The 20259-nt window shown below is 69.5% G+C and carries 21 protein-coding genes and 1 pseudogene; 7 read left to right on the top strand and 15 right to left on the bottom strand.

All coding sequences use genetic code 11. From position 1 onward, the window contains the following. Positions 1-77: 77 nt before the first annotated feature. From GTZ93_RS41890 to GTZ93_RS41865, 6 genes and pseudogenes are all read right to left on the bottom strand, one after another. Positions 78-245, bottom strand: a pseudogene (locus GTZ93_RS41890) (NUDIX hydrolase); the annotation flags it as partial. Positions 246-298: 53 nt separating this feature from the next. Continuing rightward, positions 299-769, bottom strand: a complete 471-nt coding sequence (locus GTZ93_RS41885) for an NUDIX hydrolase (RefSeq protein ID WP_139922226.1) — start codon at positions 767-769, stop codon at positions 299-301. Then, positions 766-2187, bottom strand: coding sequence for a DUF2380 domain-containing protein (locus GTZ93_RS41880; protein ID WP_139922224.1), 1422 nt, complete (start codon positions 2185-2187; stop codon positions 766-768). Before GTZ93_RS41880 ends, GTZ93_RS41885 begins: the two co-directional genes overlap by 4 nt. A gap of 86 nt (positions 2188-2273) precedes the next feature. After that, entirely contained in the window at positions 2274-3599 is a 1326-nt protein-coding gene (locus tag GTZ93_RS41875) for a hypothetical protein (RefSeq protein WP_139922222.1), read from the bottom strand. A 47-nt stretch (positions 3600-3646) separates the two neighbouring features. Then, the gene (locus GTZ93_RS41870) at positions 3647-4885 is read right to left on the bottom strand and encodes an RNA polymerase sigma factor (protein WP_161663374.1); all 1239 of its coding nucleotides are present in this window, start codon (positions 4883-4885) and stop codon (positions 3647-3649) included. Between the two features lie 4 nt (positions 4886-4889). Then, positions 4890-5240 (bottom strand): YciI family protein, encoded by a 351-nt coding sequence (locus GTZ93_RS41865; protein ID WP_120574657.1) that lies wholly within the window; start codon positions 5238-5240, stop codon positions 4890-4892. Positions 5241-5434: 194 nt separating this feature from the next. Here GTZ93_RS41865 and GTZ93_RS41860 point away from each other — a divergent pair, with 194 nt between their 5' ends. The 4 genes from GTZ93_RS41860 (at position 5435) to GTZ93_RS41845 (ending at position 8072) form a co-directional block, all read left to right on the top strand. Continuing rightward, on the top strand, positions 5435-6655 hold the full coding sequence (locus tag GTZ93_RS41860; RefSeq protein ID WP_233607175.1) for a phospholipase D-like domain-containing protein: 1221 nt from the start codon (positions 5435-5437) through the stop codon (positions 6653-6655). 109 nt (positions 6656-6764) lie between these two features. Beyond that, positions 6765-7421 (top strand): NAD(P)-binding oxidoreductase, encoded by a 657-nt coding sequence (locus GTZ93_RS41855; protein WP_139922218.1) that lies wholly within the window; start codon positions 6765-6767, stop codon positions 7419-7421. A 75-nt stretch (positions 7422-7496) separates the two neighbouring features. Next, positions 7497-7739 carry an addiction module protein gene (locus GTZ93_RS41850; RefSeq protein ID WP_257979455.1) on the top strand — a complete coding sequence of 81 codons (243 nt, stop codon included), beginning with the start codon at positions 7497-7499 and terminating at the stop codon, positions 7737-7739. 15 nt (positions 7740-7754) lie between these two features. Then, positions 7755-8072, top strand: a complete 318-nt coding sequence (locus GTZ93_RS41845) for a type II toxin-antitoxin system RelE/ParE family toxin (protein ID WP_139922215.1) — start codon at positions 7755-7757, stop codon at positions 8070-8072. An 8-nt stretch (positions 8073-8080) separates the two neighbouring features. On the opposite strand, the gene GTZ93_RS41840 is transcribed toward GTZ93_RS41845, so the two are convergent. Genes GTZ93_RS41840 through GTZ93_RS41825 form a run of 4 tightly spaced genes read right to left on the bottom strand, consistent with a single transcriptional unit; the run spans position 8081 to position 11743 of the window. Continuing rightward, positions 8081-8890, bottom strand: a complete 810-nt coding sequence (locus tag GTZ93_RS41840) for a carbohydrate ABC transporter permease (protein WP_014392992.1) — start codon at positions 8888-8890, stop codon at positions 8081-8083. Further along, complete coding sequence (locus tag GTZ93_RS41835; protein WP_139922213.1) at positions 8887-9765, bottom strand: carbohydrate ABC transporter permease; 879 nt, start codon at positions 9763-9765, stop codon at positions 8887-8889. Before GTZ93_RS41835 ends, GTZ93_RS41840 begins: the two co-directional genes overlap by 4 nt. Next, positions 9762-11042, bottom strand: a complete 1281-nt coding sequence (locus tag GTZ93_RS41830; RefSeq protein WP_161663373.1) for an ABC transporter substrate-binding protein — start codon at positions 11040-11042, stop codon at positions 9762-9764. The genes GTZ93_RS41835 and GTZ93_RS41830 overlap by 4 nt, the downstream gene beginning before the upstream one ends. A gap of 56 nt (positions 11043-11098) precedes the next feature. Further along, complete coding sequence (locus tag GTZ93_RS41825; RefSeq protein ID WP_161663372.1) at positions 11099-11743, bottom strand: EcsC family protein; 645 nt, start codon at positions 11741-11743, stop codon at positions 11099-11101. A 268-nt stretch (positions 11744-12011) separates the two neighbouring features. Between GTZ93_RS41825 and GTZ93_RS41820 the strand changes: the two genes are divergently transcribed. Further along, positions 12012-12245 carry a DUF4177 domain-containing protein gene (locus GTZ93_RS41820; protein ID WP_161663371.1) on the top strand — a complete coding sequence of 78 codons (234 nt, stop codon included), beginning with the start codon at positions 12012-12014 and terminating at the stop codon, positions 12243-12245. Continuing rightward, the gene (gene yidD, locus GTZ93_RS41815) at positions 12242-12580 is read left to right on the top strand and encodes a membrane protein insertion efficiency factor YidD (RefSeq protein WP_161663370.1); all 339 of its coding nucleotides are present in this window, start codon (positions 12242-12244) and stop codon (positions 12578-12580) included. Before GTZ93_RS41820 ends, yidD begins: the two co-directional genes overlap by 4 nt. Positions 12581-12586: 6 nt before the next feature. On the opposite strand, the gene GTZ93_RS41810 is transcribed toward yidD, so the two are convergent. The 4 genes from GTZ93_RS41810 to GTZ93_RS41795 form a co-directional block, all read right to left on the bottom strand. Beyond that, positions 12587-14170, bottom strand: a complete 1584-nt coding sequence (locus GTZ93_RS41810) for a hybrid sensor histidine kinase/response regulator (protein WP_139922880.1) — start codon at positions 14168-14170, stop codon at positions 12587-12589. Continuing rightward, complete coding sequence (locus GTZ93_RS41805; protein WP_120579302.1) at positions 14167-14631, bottom strand: response regulator; 465 nt, start codon at positions 14629-14631, stop codon at positions 14167-14169. Before GTZ93_RS41805 ends, GTZ93_RS41810 begins: the two co-directional genes overlap by 4 nt. Further along, the gene (locus tag GTZ93_RS41800; RefSeq protein ID WP_139922882.1) at positions 14628-18047 is read right to left on the bottom strand and encodes a PAS domain-containing protein; all 3420 of its coding nucleotides are present in this window, start codon (positions 18045-18047) and stop codon (positions 14628-14630) included. The genes GTZ93_RS41805 and GTZ93_RS41800 overlap by 4 nt, the downstream gene beginning before the upstream one ends. 256 nt (positions 18048-18303) lie before the next feature. Continuing rightward, entirely contained in the window at positions 18304-19197 is an 894-nt protein-coding gene (locus GTZ93_RS41795; RefSeq protein WP_139922888.1) for a DUF4846 domain-containing protein, read from the bottom strand. 193 nt (positions 19198-19390) lie between these two features. On the opposite strand from GTZ93_RS41795, the gene GTZ93_RS41790 reads away from it, so the two are divergent. Continuing rightward, positions 19391-19993: a CDP-alcohol phosphatidyltransferase family protein gene (locus GTZ93_RS41790; RefSeq protein ID WP_139922884.1), complete on the top strand. Its 603-nt coding sequence runs from the start codon at positions 19391-19393 to the stop codon at positions 19991-19993. 10 nt (positions 19994-20003) lie between these two features. Here the strand turns inward: GTZ93_RS41790 and GTZ93_RS41785 are convergent, their stop codons facing one another. Next, entirely contained in the window at positions 20004-20213 is a 210-nt protein-coding gene (locus GTZ93_RS41785; RefSeq protein ID WP_139922886.1) for a hypothetical protein, read from the bottom strand. Between the last annotated feature and the right edge of the window lie 46 nt (positions 20214-20259).

The raw sequence follows: 20259 nt of genomic DNA, 5'->3' as shown, positions 1-20259 counted from the left end.
TATGGGGGGCGTGACTTCGGCATCGTGGGACCCTTTTCGCACAGCGGGTGGGACTCCACGAAACCGGGGCAACTTCATACCTGCGCTCCGGCAATGTCGTCCTCGCCAAGCTCATCGGCCAGCTCAACCAACGAGGCGGTAGGGCGCGCCTCGGCAAAGGCGGTGAGCGAGTCGTAACCGCGCTCGCGAACCCGCTCGTACAAGCGGACGCGCCAATTGCCTTGCCATGAGCGTTCATCGGTCATCGCTGCTCTCCCGGGTGAACCTCACTTGCTGGTTCGAAAAGCCGAGCGTCCACTCAGGCTTCTTCGTCAGGCAAAAGCGTGCGGAGCAGTTCGTCGTCAGGACCGAGCGGACGCCAGCCGGGCGGGGGCGGATTCGCGCGAAGTGCTTCCATGACCTGCTCGACGCGAGCCAGATGCGTCACGGGAGTGAAACCGAACCAGGACCCGAGCACCATGGCGACCTCGATTCGGTTTTCGTCATCCATCACGGGCGGCCAGCCGTTGGGGAGTCCCTCGGACAATTCACGAACGAACTGACTGCGCACCAAGCGGGTGAGCTGATGGGCTTTTTCGGCCTCCTCGACCAGCCCCTTGAACACCTGCACCCCTGCGATGTCTTCCTTGCCCAGCGCCTCGGCCAGCTCAACCAATGAGGCCGTAGGACGTGCCTCCGCGAAAGCGGTCAAGGAGTTGTAACCGAACTCTCGGACCCGCTCATATAGCCGCGCAGGCCAATCGCCACGCCAGGGATGACCTTCGTTCATCGCCCGCTCCAGGAGGTGAAGTTCGCGGGGATGCTATAGCGCTTCATCTCCCTTGCGACGAGCTTCAGGATTGCATCCCTCGTCAACGTCCGGCCGGCCTCCGTTTCGGCTACGCGCAGAGTGCGCATGATCATCTGGTTCCATTCGTCGGGCCAGACGCGTCCCAGCTTCCAGTTACCACCACCGTGAATCGCCTCGTGGTGGGACTGCTCCAGCCGCACACAGAACTGGTCGATGTCCATGTCGCCTTTAAAGCCGCGCCGTTCGAACCATTCGCGGTGCTCTTGAGGCAGGACATGATGCTTCGGAGCGTCCGACATGCCCGCCCCTGCCCTGCCTGTCTCGTGCATGCCACGAACCTCGGGGCTGTCGCCCAGCGCTTCACGCACACCTTCAGGCAGGTCCCGAGGCGCTTGTGCCATCAGCACCTGTCCACCGTGGATGAGGACAGCGGAGCTGACGGAGGGAACGGAGATGACGCCCGCCCGCACCAGCCTTCTCATCATCTCCACCCACTCGGCGGAGACCACCAGCCGCGAGCCCGTCATGACTCCGCCCGAGCTCATCACGAAGCCCACGCCCAGTGTCGCGGGTGCCGAGGGAGGCAGCCGTGGCAGCGACACCTTCAGAGTGGAAATCATGGCGACCATCTCCACCGCCCGCACCGCCGCGAGGACCTGCCCACCGAGCTTCATGCTCGCGCGGGTCTCCCGATGAATCGCATCGAATTCACGGGTCAGCTTCCCCATCAACTCCGGCATCGCAATCGCCGCCGCCTCCACCCGCTCCGGGTCCTGGGAGGCGAGGTCCGCAAGCACAGGCTCCATCAGCTCCTGCACGCGATGCAGGTCGACGAAGAGCTTCTCGACGCTGCACGTGGGACAGTTCCGGAGCACCGCATCCGCGAGGTGGAGGAAGTCCACCCAGGTGGCCAGCAGCAGGGTACCGAACATGGCCGCCTGGAGCTTCGGCCCCGTCATGCGCAGGAGACCCTGCTCCATGTTCGAGTCATCCACATCCGAAGCCACGCGTGTCAGCGCGGTGGCACTCCCAAGCGCACCCTTCATCCACTTCACCTGACTGGAGCCATGGTCGAGGTAGCGGGTGAAGACGCCGTTGAGGCTCCATCCCATGAGAGGCGGAGGGCTGTCCGCCAACTTGGAGAGCGCGGTTTCGACGCCGCCCAGGGAGCCCTTCACTTCGGCAATGCCCACGAGAACTGCTTCACGCGTCAGAGAGGAGTTCCGCTCGCCGCCGGTCGCATCGTCACGTGCGCTCTGGCGGTGCAGCGACCGTTGCTCCGGCCCAGAGCGGACGGAGTTTCCACTCGGCGCGTAGCTCAAGCTCTTCGGATGCAGTGCGGAGGCACATCCCGTGGCCAACAGCACTACGACCAGCACCAGCAACGTCATCCGCATACGCGCCTCACAGGAATGCCCGGCGAGGGCAGCAAAGGACACACGTCCGACGTTCTTCCCGGTAACTACCGGCCATGGCGGACGCTTCAATCCGTCTCGCCCAACTCGAAAGCCGATGTACCTGTGTGGTGCTTGCGCTTCGTGAGCTGGTGCTCGTCACGAAGCTGGTTCTCGTAGAAGGGCAGGTGCTCCGCCGTGCGGACCTTGCGCAGCGCGCGGATGGTCTCGTGCTCCGTGGTGTTGCTGTAGCCGTGCTTCGCGTGCACGTTCGTGTACGGCTGGGGCTGCAACACCATCCGCGTGGGGTAGCGGTTCTGCAGGATGTGGATGAGCTCGTGCCCGTACACGATGAACGCAGGCGCGGGGATGGGGTGCTGGTCGCGGGAGTAGTTACGCTGCGTGCTGTCACGCAGTCCGGAGCGCAGGCTGAGCTGTGAGCCGCGTCCCCCGGTGGGGCGCTTGCCCGCGAGCCCCGGCGCGGGTTCGCTCAGCAGGTAATCCTCGCCGTGGCCGTCCTCGTCGTACCAGCCGATCTCCACCTCCATCGCGCCCATGCGCGGGCTCAGCGCATCACGTGCCTCGGCCAGCTCGGCGTAGGGCCTGGACGTCGACGCCAGGCGGCTGCGCAGTTCGCCCCACGGCTCATTGCCTCGCCGCGCGGATTCCTCGATGCGGGACAGCTCCTGGGTCATCCCTTCGTATTCGGCCTCCAGGCGCTTGAGCTCATCGGAGGTCGCCTGCAGCCGCTGCTTGTTGACCACCACCTTCTGCCGGAAGTTGGAGGAGGGCGTGAAGGCCTGGGTCAACACCAGCGTCACCGGCCACTCCGGATCCGCCTCCGTGTCCCTGAGAATCCACCGCATCAACTCCCGGCCATGCGAACGGGACAACAACCGGGCGTGGATGGCGCGCACCTCGCGGTTGCCGCGCGCGTATTGCGCACCGGTGGGCAGCTTCAGCGCGCCCGTGCCGTTGCGCAGCGCATCCCAGTCCGCGTCCAGCTGGTTCAACGCGGCGGTCCCCAGCGTCCCGCGGTCCGGTGTATAGAGCTTCAGGTTGTTCACGTGGACGTAGTCCACCATCTCGATGTGCGCTTCCTGGATCTCCACCAGGAGCTGCATCAACAGCAGCCGCGACGCCGTGGAATGCGCGAGCCGCTCCTGCTCCACGTCGCAGAGCCGGTACAGCAGATGCTCCGCCGTATCGAGCGCCTTCAGCTTCGCGTCCACCCACGTCTGCTTGCCCGTCAAGAAGTACGAGGCCTTGCCCCAGCCACTCCAGTCCGCATGGAACGCATCGAGCGCGGCGCAGAACGGCCGGATGAAATCATCCAGTCGCGACACGAGGGGCAGCAGGTGACGGGGATCCATCCCCAGCTCCGACTTGAAGTCCGCCGACGTGCTCAACGCCATGTCCGCTCCCGGTGTCTCGACGGAGCGGAACGGTAGCACGCGGGTTCCTACTCACAGGCTCGGGCCCGGGAGAGCAGGTACTCACGTTGCGGCGGCGTCCGTGCCAGCGCCGCTGCCTGACGGAAGCAATCCGCCGCCCTGCTCCGAGCCCCTACCTGTTCCAGCAGCATGCCCTCCACGGCGAAGCGGTACGGATATCGCCGCAGCACGGCCTCCGAGCGCAACGGCCCCAACGCCTCCAGCGCCTCGGCCGGCCCGCGCACGCGCGACAGCGCCACCACCCGCCCCAGCGCGACGATGGGGGACGGCTTGAGCGTCAGCAGCGCGTCGTACAGCCGCAGCAACCGGGCGCTGTCCTCGGGCCCCGGTGTGGACGTCTTCGCATGAACGAGGGCGATCTCCGCCTCCAGGTGCAGCGGCGTCAGCACCGTTCCCATGGAAGCGCGCAGGTGCCACAGCCCTCGCGCCATCAAGAGGGGTGACGACTCCATCCCGGTTCGCGCCTCCTGCGGCACGAACGCGCCCCGCGCATCCACGCGGCCCGGAAGCCCCGCGGTGCGGAAGCAGAACAGCGCGGCCAGCGCATGGCCCTCCGGCGTCGCGGTCCCCGCGTGCGACAGCAACACCTCCGCCAGGCGCAGCGCCTCCAAGCACAGCTCCGCGCGAGACAGGTCGTGGCCCTCGGAGGCTTCGTAGCCCTCGTTGAATAGCAGGTAGAGCGCGGCGTGCACCGCGCCCAGCCGCTCCGGTAGCGCCTCGGGAGAAGGCACCTCCAGCGTGGCTCGACAGGCGCGCAGTGTCCGCTTCGCGCGCACCAGGCGCTGCGCCACGGTGGGCTCATCCGCGAGCAACGCGGCGGCGACCTCGCGCACGGAGAAGCCACACGCCACCTTCAGCGTGAGGGTCACCTGCATCTCGCGGGAGAGCGCCGGATGACAGCACGCGAAGAGCAACCGCAGCGCATCATCCGGAAGCTCCGCCGCGAAGCGCGTGGGCTCCTCCGTCGGCGTGGCCTCCTCCACGGATTCCGAGTCCTCCGGCACCTCCGGCGCGCGCTGCCGCAAGAGGTCCGTCAGCCGGTTCAGCGCCACGCGCAGCAGCCACGCGCGAGGCTGCTCCGGGATGCCGTGGAAGCCCCACGTCCGCGCCGCCTGGAGCATGGCGAACTGCACCGAGTCCTCCGCCAGGTCCAACCGCCCCAGCCCCACGCGCCGGGCCAGGGCCGCGACGAGCCCCGCGGACCACTCGCGGAACGCCAGCTCCAGCGCCTGCGTCACGGAGGACACGCCGTCAGACCTCTTCGATGGCGCGAAGCTCGACCTCACCGCCGTAGCGCAGGTGCGGACACGTCCGGGCCAGGGCCACGGCGGCGTCATACGAATCCGCGGACAGGATGAAGAGGCCGCCCACCACGTCCTTCACCTCCGCGTACGGCCCGTCCGACACGAGCAACTGTCCGCCCTGCTGCTTCAGGCGCCGGCCGCCCTCGTCGCGCAGCTTCTCGCCCTGGAGCAGGCGGCCCTCCTGGAGCAGCCCGTCACTCCACCGGGCGTACTCCTCCACGATGGCCTGCAGTTCGGCGGGGGACATGGCGGCGAAGTGGGCGGGGTTCTCGTGCAGCAACATCAGGTAGCGGGCCATGGGACGGACCTTTCGGGAGACAGTTGGGGGTTTCGCCGAAAAAGACGGCCCACGTCGCCGGAGATCGACATGCCTACCTCACCACCCTGTGCGCACACCCACACCGTGGACAGAGAACACTCGTCTCGTGCTCACGGGTGACACGTCACCCGGGGGTGCCTACCCCTGAAGGTCAGGAGGCGCGGGCAACGGACGTGGACAAGGGCGGGCGATGGTTGGTGGGAATGATGGGGGCGTTGCTGCTCGCGGGATGTCCGTCCGCGTGCAACACGAAGGAGTCGTCACGTCCATTCCAGCTCACGGGGCAGGTGGGGTCGCGTGGGGCGGGCTTCGCATCGGCGCTGTACCAGACGACGGGCGTGCGGATGGAACCGCGCAACCGCATCCGGTGGGCGAACAACGGCGCCGTATTCGACGTGATGGTGGAAGAAATCGGCCGGGCCCGCGCCTCCATTCACATCGTGATGTTCATCTGGCGGCCGGGCCGTGCGTCCGACCGCATGATTGAAGCGCTGGCCGAGCGCGCCCGGAAGGGCGTGCACTGCCGCGTGCTGGTGGATCCGCTGGGCAGTGGACCCTTCGAGACGGAGGTGAAGCCCCGGCTGGAAGCAGCCGGCTGCGAAGCGCACCTGTTCCGCCCGCTGCCGGCGGACGAGAACCTGGCGCGCAACCACCGCAAGATTCTCGTGGTGGACGGCAAGGTGGCCATCACCGGCGGGCTCGCCATCCAGGACGAGTGGCTGGGCGACGCGCGCAACGAAAAGGAATGGCGAGACACCAACGTGCGCGTCCAGGGCCCGGTGGTGGCGCAGCTCCAGCAGGCGTTCGCGGAGAACTGGCAGGAGTCGACGGGCGAACTCCTGCCCCAGACGGACTTCCCCACGCTGTCGGTGGAGCAGCCCGGCCTGGACGCCGCGGGTGAAGGTTGGGCGGCCTTCGTCAGCAGCACGGCGAACCCGGAGGTGACGCGCGCGGAGCGGCTGACGCAGCTGATGGTGAAGGCGGCGAAGAAGCGGCTGTGGATTTCGCAGGCGTACTTCACGCCCAACGACGCGCTGACGGCATTGCTGGTGGAGAAGGCACGCGCGGGCGTGGACGTGCGGGTGCTGGCGCCGGGGGACAAGAATGATCAGCGGGCCATCACGCTGCTCCAGCGCCAGAGCTACGACACGCTGCGGGCAGCGGGCGTGCGCCTCTGGGAGTACCAGCCGTCGATGATGCACGCGAAGACGATGCTGGTGGATGACCGGCTCATCCTGGTGGGGTCCATCAACTACGACGCGCTGTCGTTCAACCTGCTGGAAGAAGGTTCACTGGTACTGGAGGACGTGGAGGCGGCACGTCAGCTGGAAGCCATCTTCCTGGACGACCTCACGAAGGCGCGGGAGGTCCAGGCCGAGCGCGCCGGACGTTGAGGCTGGCTGTCCGCTTTCACGCGTGCCCCCTGGAAACAGTGGGCAAGGGGCGGGCCGTGTGCTCAAGAAGTGCACCAGGGCCGTGCAGACAGGCCCGGGAGGCATCGCCATGAGCAGCGCAGCTCCTCGTCATCTCTTCGTCGCGGGCGCCACGGGCGCGACGGGCCGCACGCTGATGCGGCAGGCCCTGGCCCAGGGCGTCTCCGTGACGCCGCACGTGCGCCCCAAGAGCGCGAACACGGAGCCCGCGAACCACTGGCCGAAGAAGGCGGTGCTGGAGCTGGCGGACGGGCCCGCGCTGGCGGAGGCGATGAAGGGCAGCACGACGGTGCTCCAGCTCATCGGCACGATGCGCAAGCGCTTCGCGTTGGGGGACACCTACGAGTCGAGCGACATCGGCACCACGCGGCAACTGGTGGACGCGGCGAAGGCGGCGGGGGTGGACCACTTCGTGCTGCTCACGTCGGTGGGAGCGGGAAGCCCGGTGGGCGCGTACCTCAAGGCCAAGGCGGAAGCGGAGCGCATCGTCAGGGAGAGCGGCATCCCCTACACGATGGTTCGCCCACCCGCGCTGGAGGGCGAATATCACGCGCCACCCGGCATCCTGCACACGCTGGGCAAGCTGCCGCTGCTGCACCACCTGAAGCCCATGCACCTGGATCAACTGGCCGCCGTGCTCCTGCGCATCTCGGAGCGACGGGCACCGCTGGATACGGCCCTTGAGGGCAAGCGCCTGTGGGCGGAGGTCGAAGCGGTAGGCCGTTAGCTGTCAGACCCTCCAGGTAGGAAGGCTCCTCCACCCCACGAGCGCGTAACTCAAGGAGGAGCTACAATGAGGAAGATGGCGACCCGAGATGAGCTGCTAGCCCAGGCACTGCGCCTCGCTCCAGAGGATCGGGCCCGGCTCGCCCATGAGCTGCTCGACAGCCTGGGGGACGGCCCTCCGGAGGACGTAGAGCAGGCCTGGGGGGATGAAATCAGCCGCCGCGCCCAGGAAGTCCTCGACGGCACGGTGGAGCTCGTCGATTTCGACGACGTGCTGAAGAAAATGAAGGAGCGAATGGAGCAGCGGCGGCGGCGCTAGGGGGGCTCCACGCTCATGCGTATTCGACTGCATCCCGACGCCGAGCCGGAGCTGCGCGACATCGACACGTGGCACGAGAACCGGCGAGAGGGCCTTGGCGACGCCTTCATCCTGGCCGTGGAACAAGCGAAGAACCACATCCACGCGCACCCAGACCGCTGGCCTCTCTGGCCGGGCCTCCTTCACACGCCGCCCATCCGTCGCTTCCTGCTTCGGGAGTACCCCTTTGCCCTGCCGTACCTCGTGCGCGACGAGGACGTGGTGGTGCTCGCCATCGCGCACCTGCGTCGCCGGCCTGACTACTGGCTGCCCCGCGCGCGAAGCCGCCCGTAGGCCCGCGCCTACTCCTTCACCGCGCCGGCCGTGAGCCCGGACACGATGCGCCGCTGGAACAGCACCGTGAGCACCACCAGCGGCAACGTGGCCACCACCGACGCGGCGGCAATTTCCCCCCACGGTTCCTTGTACTCACTGGCGAAGAGGCTGATGGCCACCGGCACCGTGCGCTTCTCCGGCGTGGACAGGAACGTCAGCGCGTAGAGGAACTCGTTCCACGCGAAGATGAAGACCAGGATGGCCGTCGTCGCCAGACCCGGCGCAGCCAGGGGCAACAGCACCCTTCGGAACGCACCCACCGGCGTGCACCCATCCACCCGCGCCGCCCGGTACAGCTCGTCCGGCAGCTGGCGGAAGAACGATGTCAGCACCCACAGCGTCAGTGGCAGCGCGAACGTCGTGTACGGCAACGCCAGACCCACCAGGCTGTCCCTCAGCCCCACCGCGTTGAGGATGAGGTACAGCGGGCTCACCGTCGCGATGGGCGGGAACATCGACACGCCCAGCGCCGCGGACAACAGCAGTCCCCTCCCCCGGAACTCCAGCTTCGCCAGCGCGAACGCCGCGGACGCGCCCACCGTGAGGCAGAACACCGTCGTCAGCGTCGCCACCACCAGCGAGTTCAACACCGCCCACAGGAACGGCCGCCCGAACAACACACTCTCGTAGTTCGCCCCCGTCAGGTGCGACGGCCACGGCCGGGTAAGCTCGCCGTCCGGCCACAGGCTCGTGAGCACCTGCCACAGGAACGGCCCCAGGAAGAACGTGAGGAACGCCACCACGGCCAGCGCCGTGCCCAGCCCCGGCCGCTTCATCGCCGCCCCTCCTCGCGCCCCAGCCAGCGCAGCCACACCACCGCCAGCAACACCACGCACAGGAACGTCGCCACCGACAGCGTGCTGCCGTACCCGAAGTCCCCGGAGCGCATCAGCGTCTTGTACGCGTAGATGCTCAGCGTCTCCGTCGTGTTCGCCGGTCCGCCCTCCGTCAGCACGTAGATGGCGTCGAACACACGGAACGCGTCCAGCGACCGGAACAGCACCGCCAACAGCAGCGCGGGCTTCAGCAAGGGCATCGTGATGGACCGGAACTGCCGCCACCCCGACGCCCCGTCCACGCGCGCCGCCTTGTAGAGGTCCTCCGGAATCCCCTGCAGCCCCGCCAGCACCAGCAGCGCCACGAAGGGCGTCGTCTTCCACACGTCCACCAGGATGGCCGCGTGCAACGCATACCCCGGCGCCCCCAGCCAGTTGATCTCCGCCCCACCCAGCAGCCGGTTGATGAGCCCGTAGTCCGGGTTGAACATCCACGCCCACAGCCGAGCGCTCACCACCGTGGGAATCGCCCACGGCACCAGCACCGACGCACGCAACAAGCCCCGCCCCGGGAACGCGCGGTTGAGCAGCAGCGCCAACGGCACCGCGAGCAGCAACTCCACCGTCACCGCCACCGCCGTGAAGTACGCCGTGTTCCCCAGCGCGGACCAGAAGCGAACGTCCCCCATCAGGTAGGCGTAGTTCTCCAGCCCCGTGAAGCGCCGCTCGCCGAACACCAGGATGTACCGGTGCAGGCTCAGCCATATCGCCGCCAGCACCGGGTACAGCGCCACCACGGCCAGCACCACCACCGCGGGCGCCACCAGCAGGTATGCCTGCCGCCGCTCCCGAGCCTGCGAACCCGCGCCCCTCATTCCGCCTCCGGAGGCTGCTCACCGGTCAGGTGATCCACCTGCTTCTGCGCCCGAGTGAGCGCCACCTCCGGAGTCCGCAGGCCCGTCACGGCGGCGGAGAACTCGCTCTGCAGCACGTCCGCGATGAGCAGGTAGTACGGCGTCACCGGCCGGGGGCGCGCCCGCACCAGCGCCTCCTTCAGGCTCGCGATGAACGGCTCCGCCGCGCGCAGCTCCGGGTCGTCATACAGGGCCATCCGTGGCGGGTTGCGCGCGTAGTGCAGCGCCAGCACGCGGTTCGCCTCCGGCGACGTCAGGTGAGCGATGAGCCGGGCCGCAGCCTTGCGCCGCGCGGGCGAAACATGCGCGTTCACCGCGAGCTGCCACCCGCCCAGCGTCCCCCACCCCGGCTGTCCATCCTTCGTCGGCAGCGGCGCGATGCCCACCTTGCCCCGGATGGGAGAGCCCTCCGCCTGCGCCTCGCTCCACGCATAGGGCCAGTTGCGCATGAACACCGCGCGGCCCTCCTGGAACACGCGCCGCGACTCCTCCTCGCCAAAGCCCGTGACCGTGGGAGGAGACAACCCGTCCGCGATGAGCCCATGCAGGTACGCCAGCGCCTCGCGCGCGGCCTCCGTCTCCAGGAGCACGCGCCCGTCCTCGCCCAGGGATTGCCCGCCGTGGCCCCAGATGGCCTCGTACACGTTGCAGGTCAGGCCCTCGTACTGCCGGCCCTGCCACACGTAGCCCTGGATGCCGGGCGTCTTCGCCATCGCGTCGCGAGTGAAGCGCCGCAGCTCCTCGTAGGTGCGCGGCGCGCGAGGCACCAGGTCCGAGCGGTAGTAGAGGACGCCCACGTCCACGTACCAGGGCACCGCGTACGTGCGCCCGTTCATCACGACGGCGTCCACCGGCCCGGGCAGGAACTCCTGGCGCAGGCGCTCGGGAGGGAAGTCCTCGGACAGGTCCGCCACCCAGCCCGCGCGAGCGAACTCCGGCACCCAGACGACGTCCGCCACCAGCACGTCGAAGTCCGTGGCCTTGCCCTGCAACGACGTGAGGAAGAACTGGTGCGCCAGGTCCGACGAGTTCGGCAGCGCCTCCGTCACCAACTCCACGTCCGGATTGGCGCGCTCGTACTGCGCCAGCAATTCACGGAACGGCTTCGGGTCACCCCACAGCGGCTGGAACTTGAAGACGATGCGAGTGCGGCCCCCCGTGCCCGCCTCCTCGGACGAGCGCCGGCAGCCTCCAACAGCGAGACCCAGCGCGACGAGGAGGACAAGGAGGCGACCCATGCGCCCGGATGACTCCAGCGCGAAGGCCCACCGTCAACGACAAGCCCCGCGCCCGGTCATCCAGGTGACACGGGCACCAAGGCCCCAAGCCCTGGAGCGAACAACCGCCGGGCCGTGGCCCCCACCGCGCGGCACGCGAGCGCATCCACCGCGCCGCCCACCAGCCCACCGGCCAGCGGCACCACCTTCGACAGGTTCACGACGCCCTTCTGCGACGCCTTGCTCACCAGCCGGAAGCCCACCGCGCGGTTGATGCTGCTCAGCGCATGCATCGGCACGGCCTCCAGCGCGCGCATGCCCAGCTGCTGGCTCACTTCGATACCGGCCTGCTTCACCACTTCCTTGCCAATGTCCCCCACGATGGCCAGCAGCGTGAGGGTCCGCACGCGGTCCTCCTCCACGTCATGCCCGTGGATGCGAGCAATGGCACCCACCAGCCGCGCCTGCACCATCCACGACACACCCAGGCCCGCGGGCAGCGACACCGGCAGGGTGAGCAGGCCGCCCAGCCCGGACAGGAAGCCCGTGGTGAACAGCTTCCCCGTCTCCCAGTGGATGAGCGAATTGATGCGCGCCTCGTGGTCCGCGTAGCGCGTGTCCCGCAGGTACTCGTCCGCCAGCCCCGTCGCGCTGCACAGCGGCCCCAGGCCATCGAAGCCCGCGTTCAGCACGGCGTTCACGACTTCCAGCGGCTTCGACATGCGTCCATCCTCCACGATGAGGCCAGCCCCGCATCCTAACCGGCGGCGGACCCCTGCTGGAGCGGCCCCTCCTTGTCCGTCCTCCAGGCAGGCACGCGAACCCCATACGCGGCGTCCCACGCGAGCCTGCCGGCCCGTCGAGGTCCGAGCCATCCCACGCACGGGGTATGGCCAAACCCACGCAATGGGTTGAAGCATGAATTCTTGCCACGCGGCCGGCCTGAGCCAGCATCCGCCGCCAATCCCAGACACCCCGAAGGAGCCCTGGATGTACGAGTATCACGTGGATGCCTTTGTCCCGCCCGCCCCCGGCTGCACCTCCACGGACCCGGGCTGGAACCCCAAGCGCTGCGGCGACTTCGCGAAGTTCCTCAACAACTACGCCGCGCAGGGCTGGAAGCTGCACTCCAGCGAATACCGCGCCGTCACCGCGACCAAGGGCTGTGGCACCGCGACGGGCTCCTGGCTGGTGTGCGTCTTCGAGCGGACGAAGCAGGAATGAGCCCGGGCCCTCCGCCCTGGGAAGGCAACCCCTACTCCGCCCTCGCCCTCTTCCCCGAGGAGGCCCGCGAGCTCCAGGCCGCACCCTCGCCCCAGCCCACCCGCCTGCCCTGGTGGCTCAACCCGCTGTGCCTGGTCGCGGTGGGGCTGGTCCTGCTGTACCGCCACGCGGTGCCCCACCGTTGGAAGCGGCAGTGCATCTACACGCCCACGTGTTCGATGTACGGGCTCCAGTCCCTGAAGAAGTACGGCCTCTGGCGTGGAGGCCTCCGCACCCGGGCGCGCATCCGGCGCTGCAACGAAGTGCTGTTCCTCGGGGGAACCGACCTGCCCTGAGGCGCCCTACTCCAGCGCCGGAACGGTCAGCTCCTTCGGCGGAACCCGCGGCAGGCGCACGGTGAACACCGTGCCCTCCGCCGCGGACGAACGCGCGTCCACCGTCCCGCCGTGCGCCAGCACCAGCTGCCGGACGATGTAGAGCCCCAGCCCGATGCTGCGCTCGGAGCGCCCCGCCGTCGTGCCGCGCTGGAGCGGCTCGAAGATGCGCGGGAGCATCTCCGGGGGAATGGGGTCCCCACCATTGCGCACGTTCACCACGACAGCGTCCTGCTCGCCCCGGCTCTCCACGCGCACCGGCGTGTCCTCCGGGCTGTACTTCAGCGCGTTGCCCAGGATGTTGGACAGCACCTGCGCCATCCGGTCGGAGTCCCACGCCCCCTGCCCGTCCCCCACCTGCTCCATCTGGAGGATGCGCTCCGGATGCGCCGTGCGCGCCTCCTCCACCACCTGCAGCGTGAGCGCATGGAAGTCGCACGGCGCCGCGTGCACCGGGATGCCGCCGCCCATACGCGCCTGCGTGAAGTCCAACAGGTCGCGAATCATCCGCGTGGCCCGCTCCGCCGCGGACAGGACGCGCGCCGCCGCCTTCGCGTGCCACGGCTGGATGTCGTCGCGCCGGAGCATCAGCGATGCGCCCGTGAGGATGGCGCCCAGCGGGTTGCGCAGGTCGTGGCTGACAATGCCAATCAGCTGCTGCTCGAACTCCACCCGCGCCTGAGCCTCGTGCACCAGCTTCTGCCGCTCCTCCTCCGCCCGCCGCCGCTCCGTGATGTCGCGCATGGCGCCCACGATGCGCCGCGCCTTCCCGCTCGCTCCGCGCAGGATGGAGCCCTGCGCCGCCACGTACGCGTACTCCCCGTCCTTGCGCAGCACGCGGTACTCGTCCTGCCACCGGTCTTCGTCCGAATCGAACGCCCGCTGCAGCCCTGACAGCACCCGCTCGCGGTCCTCGCCGTGGATATGCCGGCGCCACCACGCCGCGTCCGCGTCCACCTCTTCCAGGGGGAAGCCGAAGACCTCCTCCGTCGCGTCGCCAATCCAGTGCATCGTGTCCGTCTGGAGATCCAGGTCCCAGATGGCGTCGAAGCTCGCGTGCGCCACCAGCTGGTAGCGCTCCTCGGAGCGGCGCAGCGCCTCCTCCGTGCGCTTGCGCAGCCGCACCCCTTCCGCCTCGCGCAGCGCCCGCCGCACGCTGGGACCCAGCCGCTCCAGCCGGTCCTTCAGCACGTAGTCCGTGGCGCCGCGCTTGAGCAGCTCGATGGCGCGGTCCTCGCCCAGCGCCCCGGACACGAAGAGGAACGGCGTGTCCGGACACACGGCCTTCGCCGCCTCCAGCGCGCTCATCCCGTCGAAGCCCGGCACGTTGTAGTCCGACAGGATGAGGTCGAACTTCCCCTTCTCCAGCGCCGCGACGAAGGCCGCCCGCCCCTGCACGCACTCCAGCGTCGAAGGCAGCCCGCCCTCCTCCAACTGCGCGGCCACCAACTGCGCGTCCAGCGGGCTGTCCTCCAGCAAGAGGATGGACAGGGGCCGCTCCGCCGATGGCAGAGTCGTCAGGTCCAGCGCGGCACCGCCGCGTGCGTTCACTTGGGGGCTCCAGTCGTACCGGGAGAGCCCGGAGGCGGCTGGTTCACCACCGCCCAGAACAGCCCCAGCTCGCGCAGCGCGGACACGAAGTCAGGGAAGGCCACGGGCTTCACCACGTAGGCGTTCACGCCCAGGCCGTAGCTGCGCGCCAGGTCCCGCTCCTCGCGCGACGAGGTGAGCATCACCACCGGCACCGCCTTCAGCTCCGGGGCGCCCTTCACCTTCTCCAGCACCTCCAGCCCATCCACCTTCGGCAGCTTCAAATCCAACAGCACCACCGCCGGGTGGCCGTCCTGCCGGTTCGCGTACTCGCCCTTGCGGAAGAGGTAGTCCAGCGCTTGCTGTCCGTCGCGCACCACCACCACCTCGTTGGCCAGGTGCACCTCTTCCAGCGCCGCCAGGGTGAGCGCCACGTCGTTGGCGCTGTCTTCCACCAGGAGGATCCGCTTGAGGTCAATCACGCGTGCGTCTCGACTTTCTTCTCCACGGGAGAAGCGCGGGGCAGGGTGAAGGTGAAGGACGCGCCCTGCCCCACGGCGCCCTCCGCCCAGGTCCGTCCTCCATGGCGAGACACGATGCGCCGCACGTTCGCGAGCCCGATACCGGTGCCCTCGAACTCCTCGGCCGTGTGCAGGCGCTGGAAGACGCCGAACAACTTATCCACGTACTGCATCTCGAAGCCCACGCCGTTGTCGCGCACCCACACCGCGACCTCGCCTTCCGTCTCGCGTGCTCCCACCTCGATGAGGGTCTCCGGCTTGGGGCGGGTATACTTCAGCGCGTTCGCCAACAGGTTGTGGATGACCTGCCGCAGGAGCGACGGGTCGCCCTCCACTGTGGGCAGGCTTCCCACCCGCCACTCCACCTGCCGCCCGGTGGCCTCCGGCATCAGGTCGCGCCGGGCCTCCTCCACCAGCTGGCCCAGGTCCACCCGCGACTGGCGCAGCTCCGCCCGTCCCATGCGGCTGAACGCGAGCAGGTCATCCACCAGCGTTCCGCCCTGCTTCGCCGCGCCCGCGATGGTGGAGAGGTAGCCCTTCGCCACGTCGTCCAGCTTCGCGCCCGCCCGCCGCTCCAGCAACTGCGCGAAGCCGGTGATGTGCCGAAGCGGCGCGCGCAGGTCGTGCGACACGGAGTAGCTGAAGGACTCCAGCTCCTTGTTCGCCTCCTGGAGCTGGGCGGTGCGCTCGCGCACGCGCTTCTCCAGGCCCGTGTTCAGGTGGCGGATCTCCTCCTCCGCCTGCTTGAGGCTCTCCAGCGTGCGGCGCTCGTCGTCGATGTCCGTGTTGGTGCCGAACCAGCGGACGATGCGCCCCTCGCCGTCCCGCACGGGCCTGGCGCGCGACAGGAACCAGCGGTAGCTGCCGTCCGCGCGGCGCAGGCGGAACTGGTCCTCCCACAGCGTCCCCTCGCGCAGGGCCGCGTTGAAGCGCTCCAGCACGCGCCCGGCGTCCTCCGGGTCGATCAGCTCGCTCCAGTCCTTCTCCCCCACCTGCGAGGGCGACGTCCCGGTGTAGTCGTACCAGCGCTGGTTGAACCAGAAGAGGCGCCCCTCCGGCTCCGCCATCCACGACAGCTGCGGGATGGAGTCCGCCAGCGTGCGGAACTGCTGCTCGCGCTCCTTCAGCTCCGCGGCCAGCGCCTCGATGCGCCGGCGCGCCAGCACCTGCTCCGTCACCTCCCAGGACACGGACACGATGCCGTCCACCTTGCCCTCCGCGTTGCGCAGCGGCTGGAAGGTGAGGTTGAAGTAGCCCTCGGGCGCGTCCTGCCCCACGTCACGGCCCAGGCGCATGGGCACCTCGTGGCCGCGGTAGGTCTCGCCGGTGCGGTAGACCTCCTCCAACTGGGCCACCTGCCCCTGGCCGTTCAGCTCCGGCAGCGCCTGGCGCACGGTCAGCCCCAGGAGCGGCCGGGAGCCGGTGAGCTTCAGGCGCAGGTCGTTGGCCATCTCGAAGACGAGCTCCGGCCCACGCAGCACGGTGATGGCGGCGGGCAGCTGCTTGAGCACCGCGAACAGGTTGCGCCGCTCCGCCTGCGCCGTCTCGTACAGGCGCGCGTTCTCCAGCGCCACGCTGGCCATCTGCGCCAGCTGCACGGCGATGGTCTCGTCCTCCGCGTCGAAGTCGCCCTCCAGCTTGTCGGACACCTGCATCAGGCCCAGGTTGCGGCCGTCGTGGCCCACCAGCGGCACGGCGAGGAAGCCCTTCAGGGGCAGTGCGGGGGGCGGCGCGGGGGGCGCTTCCGAGTAGGCCGCGTGCTGACGCAACTCCGCGCGCGTCAGGCGCAGCGGCCGGTTCTCCTGGCACACCCGGGCGAAGAGTCCGCGCTCGTCCACGCCCACCTGGGCGGCGCCGGGCGCCTGCGGATCATGCTCCACCGCGGACAGCGAGCCGAGCGTCGGCGCGCCCCGTCCGTCCGCCACCTGCACGAAGGACTGGTTCGCGCCAATCAGCTTGCGCGCCTTGAGCGTCACGAGCTCCAGGATGGCCGGCACGCTGCCCGCCGCGTTGAGCGCCAGGCTCGCGCGCGACAGGCCGCGAAGCTGCTCGGTGCGGCGCAATTCGCCCGCCATCAGACGGGTCCGCTCCGCGTCGGCGCGCTTGCGAGCGGTGATGTCCTGCACGGTGCCCACGAAGCGCACCGGCTTGCCGTCCTGGAAGTGCGTGCGGCCCGTGGCGCGCACCCAGCGCTCCACGCCGTCCTTCAACCCCACGGTGCGGTAGGCCACGTCGTAGTCGCCCTTGCCGGTGGGGTCCCAGCTGAGCGCGATCGCGCGCTGCACGGCGTCCCGGTCCTCCACGTGCAGGCCCGCGAGGAACAACTCGTAGGACGACTCCGAATCGGGCGGCAGGCCGAAGAGCGCCTTGCAGCGCGCGTCCCACCTGAGCTCGTTCGTCGCCAGGTCCATGTCGAAGGTGCCCAGCGCCGTGGCCGTCAGCGCCAGGCGCAGGCGCTGCTCGCTGTCCGCCAGCGCGGCCTGCTGCTTTCGCAAATCCTGCGCGAGCGCCTCCGTGTGCCGGCGCGCGCGCACGAACTCCGTCACGTCGGTGGCCAGGGTGATGATGCCGGACGCGGTGCCGTCCACCTCCACCATCGGGTGGTAGATGACGTTGAAGAAGACGGAGTCCGGCTGGCCGTCGCGCACCAGCTTCACCTCGAACTCCGGCCGCACGAAGGGCTGCTTCGTGCGCACCACCCCGCGCAGCACCTCCATGACCTCCGGCTGCGAGGCCATCTCCGGGAACACGTCCGTCAGCGCCTGACCCGGCGTCACCCGGCGGCCCACCAGCAGCTCGTAGTAGGGGTTCGCCAGCTCGAAGACGAAGTCCGGCCCGCGCGTGATGGAGATGCCCACCGGGGCCTGCATGAAGAAGGCGTGCAGCCGCTCGCGGTGGACGGCCTCCAGGGCGTCGCGCTCGCGCTCGCGCAGCGACTCCTCGCGCCGCTGCACGGCTTCGCGCGCCAGGTGCAGCTCCACGAACATGGACACCTTCGCCAGGAGGATTTCAGGCCGCAGCGGCTTGCGCAGGTAGTCCACCGCGCCGTGCGCGTACGCCGCCAGCCACTCCTTCTCGTCGCCATCGCCCGCGGTCATCAGCAGCACGGGCGTGCGCCGGCTGCGCTCGCGCTCGCGCAGGAGGCCCAGCACCTCCACGCCCGTCATGTCGCCCAGGTTCATGTCCATCAGGACGGCGGCGAAGTCCTCGTCCAGCACGCGCCGCAGGGCCTCGCGTCCGGAGGTGGCGCGCACCAGCCGCTGCCCCAGGGGCGTGAGGATGCCCTCCAGCGCCAGGAGGTGCCCGGGCGTGTCGTCGACAATGAGGATGCTGGCCCTGGGAGAAGACGCGGGCACGGATGCGGCGGCGGAGGACATGGTGGAGGCTCGGGGGACGGGCTCCTCTTCCCTTTAGGCTGACGGGCACACGGCGGGGGACGGGCCCGGCTTCGGTGTGTCGCTCGTTGACGGCAGGACAACACTCCACGCCGCAACCTGCCTCCTGCCTCCCGTCGATTCCAGAAGAACCCTCGGGAGTTGCCCGTTTCACGCCTTCCCGTCCGCCAGGAGACCCACCAGGAGGGCGCCCGTCCCCCAGGCTGCACCTCGTTGGTGCTTCAGGTTTCCAGTCCGATCAGGGCGAGGGCAGTCGTCGCAGGGACGTCATGGGGAACGGCGCCCAGAAGGGCGTCGCCAGGCTCTCCCCTTCCAGCGGGAACCAGGCCCCGTCCCTTCCCGCCAGGACGTGGAAGTCCTGCGCGGGGGTGAAGCCCTGGCCCACGAGCGCCATCCGTTCACCCTTCGCGTTGGTGGCCACGTCCAGCACGAGCACCGTGTGGCCGGGGCTGCCGCCCAGGACGAAGAAGTCCCCGGGGCGCAGCTGCTCCCGCGTGGGACGGGCGCCCTCCGTCTGGATGGACAGGGTGCCCGCGTAGGTGAAGAGCAGGTTCAGGTAGTTGCGGAAGGCCGCCCGCGAGCTGTCCGCCGCCGCGCTCCCCGGCACCCACGTCACCTTCGAGCCGGAGACGCGCGCCCGCTCCCCGGCCGCGTACCTGGGCCAGGACGCCAGGTGGCCGCTGGTGAAGCGGTAGGCGATGCGCTCCGACTGGCCGGACGCCCAGCGCCACTCCGCGTGAAGGCGCAGGATGGAGTCCGCGCACTGCTGGAGGTTCGCGGTGCCCACGTCCAGCTCCCCCACCGCCGCCAGCCGGGAGTCGGAGGCCGCCAGCACGGTATTGCCCTGGAAGTCGCGCACGGGGGAGCCATCTGAGCGCAGGGGCAGGCCGCGCAACCAGGCGCCAAAGGAGCCCGCCTCCAGGGGCATGCGCGTGTAGCCCTCCGGAGGCGCGAAGGTCTCCTCCAGCGAGCGCACCTGGGCGGAGGCTGGCAGCCACGGGTAGCGCGTCCGCTCCTCCGCAGTGGGGGCACGGGTCGCGACCTTCGCCCGTCCGGCCGCTTCACAGCTCGCCAGCGGCAGCGCGACGGTGAGCAGGGTGGCCAGTGCCAGCAGGGGGCGGAAGGGTCCCATCGCGTTCAAGAGGCGGACTCCAGGAGGACAGAGGCCGGGGAAAATCCCGGGCCATGCCCTGGGACACCGTACGCGGGCCGCGGGGTCCTTTCGTCGGGCGTGGATCCACGAGGGCACCAGAGGAGTTCTTCGCTGGACGCTCGCCATGCCGGGCAGGTGCGCCCCGGGGGCCGAGCACTACCTTTTGAAAGCCATGCACCGTCGGGCAAGCCTCGTGCTGCTCAATACGCTGTCCCTGTCGCGACTGCCGCTCGCCGCGGTGTTCATCGCGGTGTCGGACCTGCGCATGAGGGCCTTCCTGGTGGTGCTGGCCGCGGCGACGGACTTCCTGGACGGTTGGATTGCCCGGCACCGGGGACTGGCCACGCGCCTGGGAGCGCTCATCGACCCGGTGGCGGACCGCGCCTTCATGGTGACGGCCTTCATCGTGTGTCTGCTGGACGGGCTCATCGACCCCGTGGAGCTGACGCTGCTGCTCCTGCGGGACATCGGCACGGCCATCGGCTTCATCGTCGCCAGGGTGCGGCCGGACATGCGGGCCGTCGAGCTCAAGGCGCGGATGCTGGGCAAGGTCGTCACGACGTTGCAGCTCGCGGTGTTGCTGTGCGTCCTGCTCTACCCGCCGCTGGTGCGGCCGCTCGTCGCGCTCGTCGCGCTGCTGTCGCTGGCGTCGGTGGTGGACTACACGCGGGCGGTGTGGCGGCAGCGTCAGCGCCGGGAACTGCCGCCGTCACGGCCGTCCTCGCACCTTCCCCATGGGCCCACGAGCGCGCCCATAGGGTCCGTGCGGGAGTGACGCGAAGGCCTCACGCGGACACGGCGCGCATGTCCACGGACAAGGCCAACCGGGCGCGTTCGCGCTCCATGGCGGCGCGCTCGCCGTCGGACAGGGCGGCCCAGACCTCGTCCATCGTGTCGAGCAGCGCATCCGCTTCGGGTGAATCCCCGCCGGGCGCGCAGGCGCGGACGAGGGCCAACTTGTGCAACAGGGTTCGGTATCGGTTGTAGACCGTCATCGTCCGGGAGACGCTGACGGGGCCATGCGGCTGACGGAGGGGCCGC

Origin of the sequence: Corallococcus exiguus (assembly GCF_009909105.1) — a bacterium.
Lineage (GTDB): Bacteria > Myxococcota > Myxococcia > Myxococcales > Myxococcaceae > Corallococcus > Corallococcus exiguus.
This window is presented reverse-complemented; position numbering and strand designations above follow the sequence as displayed.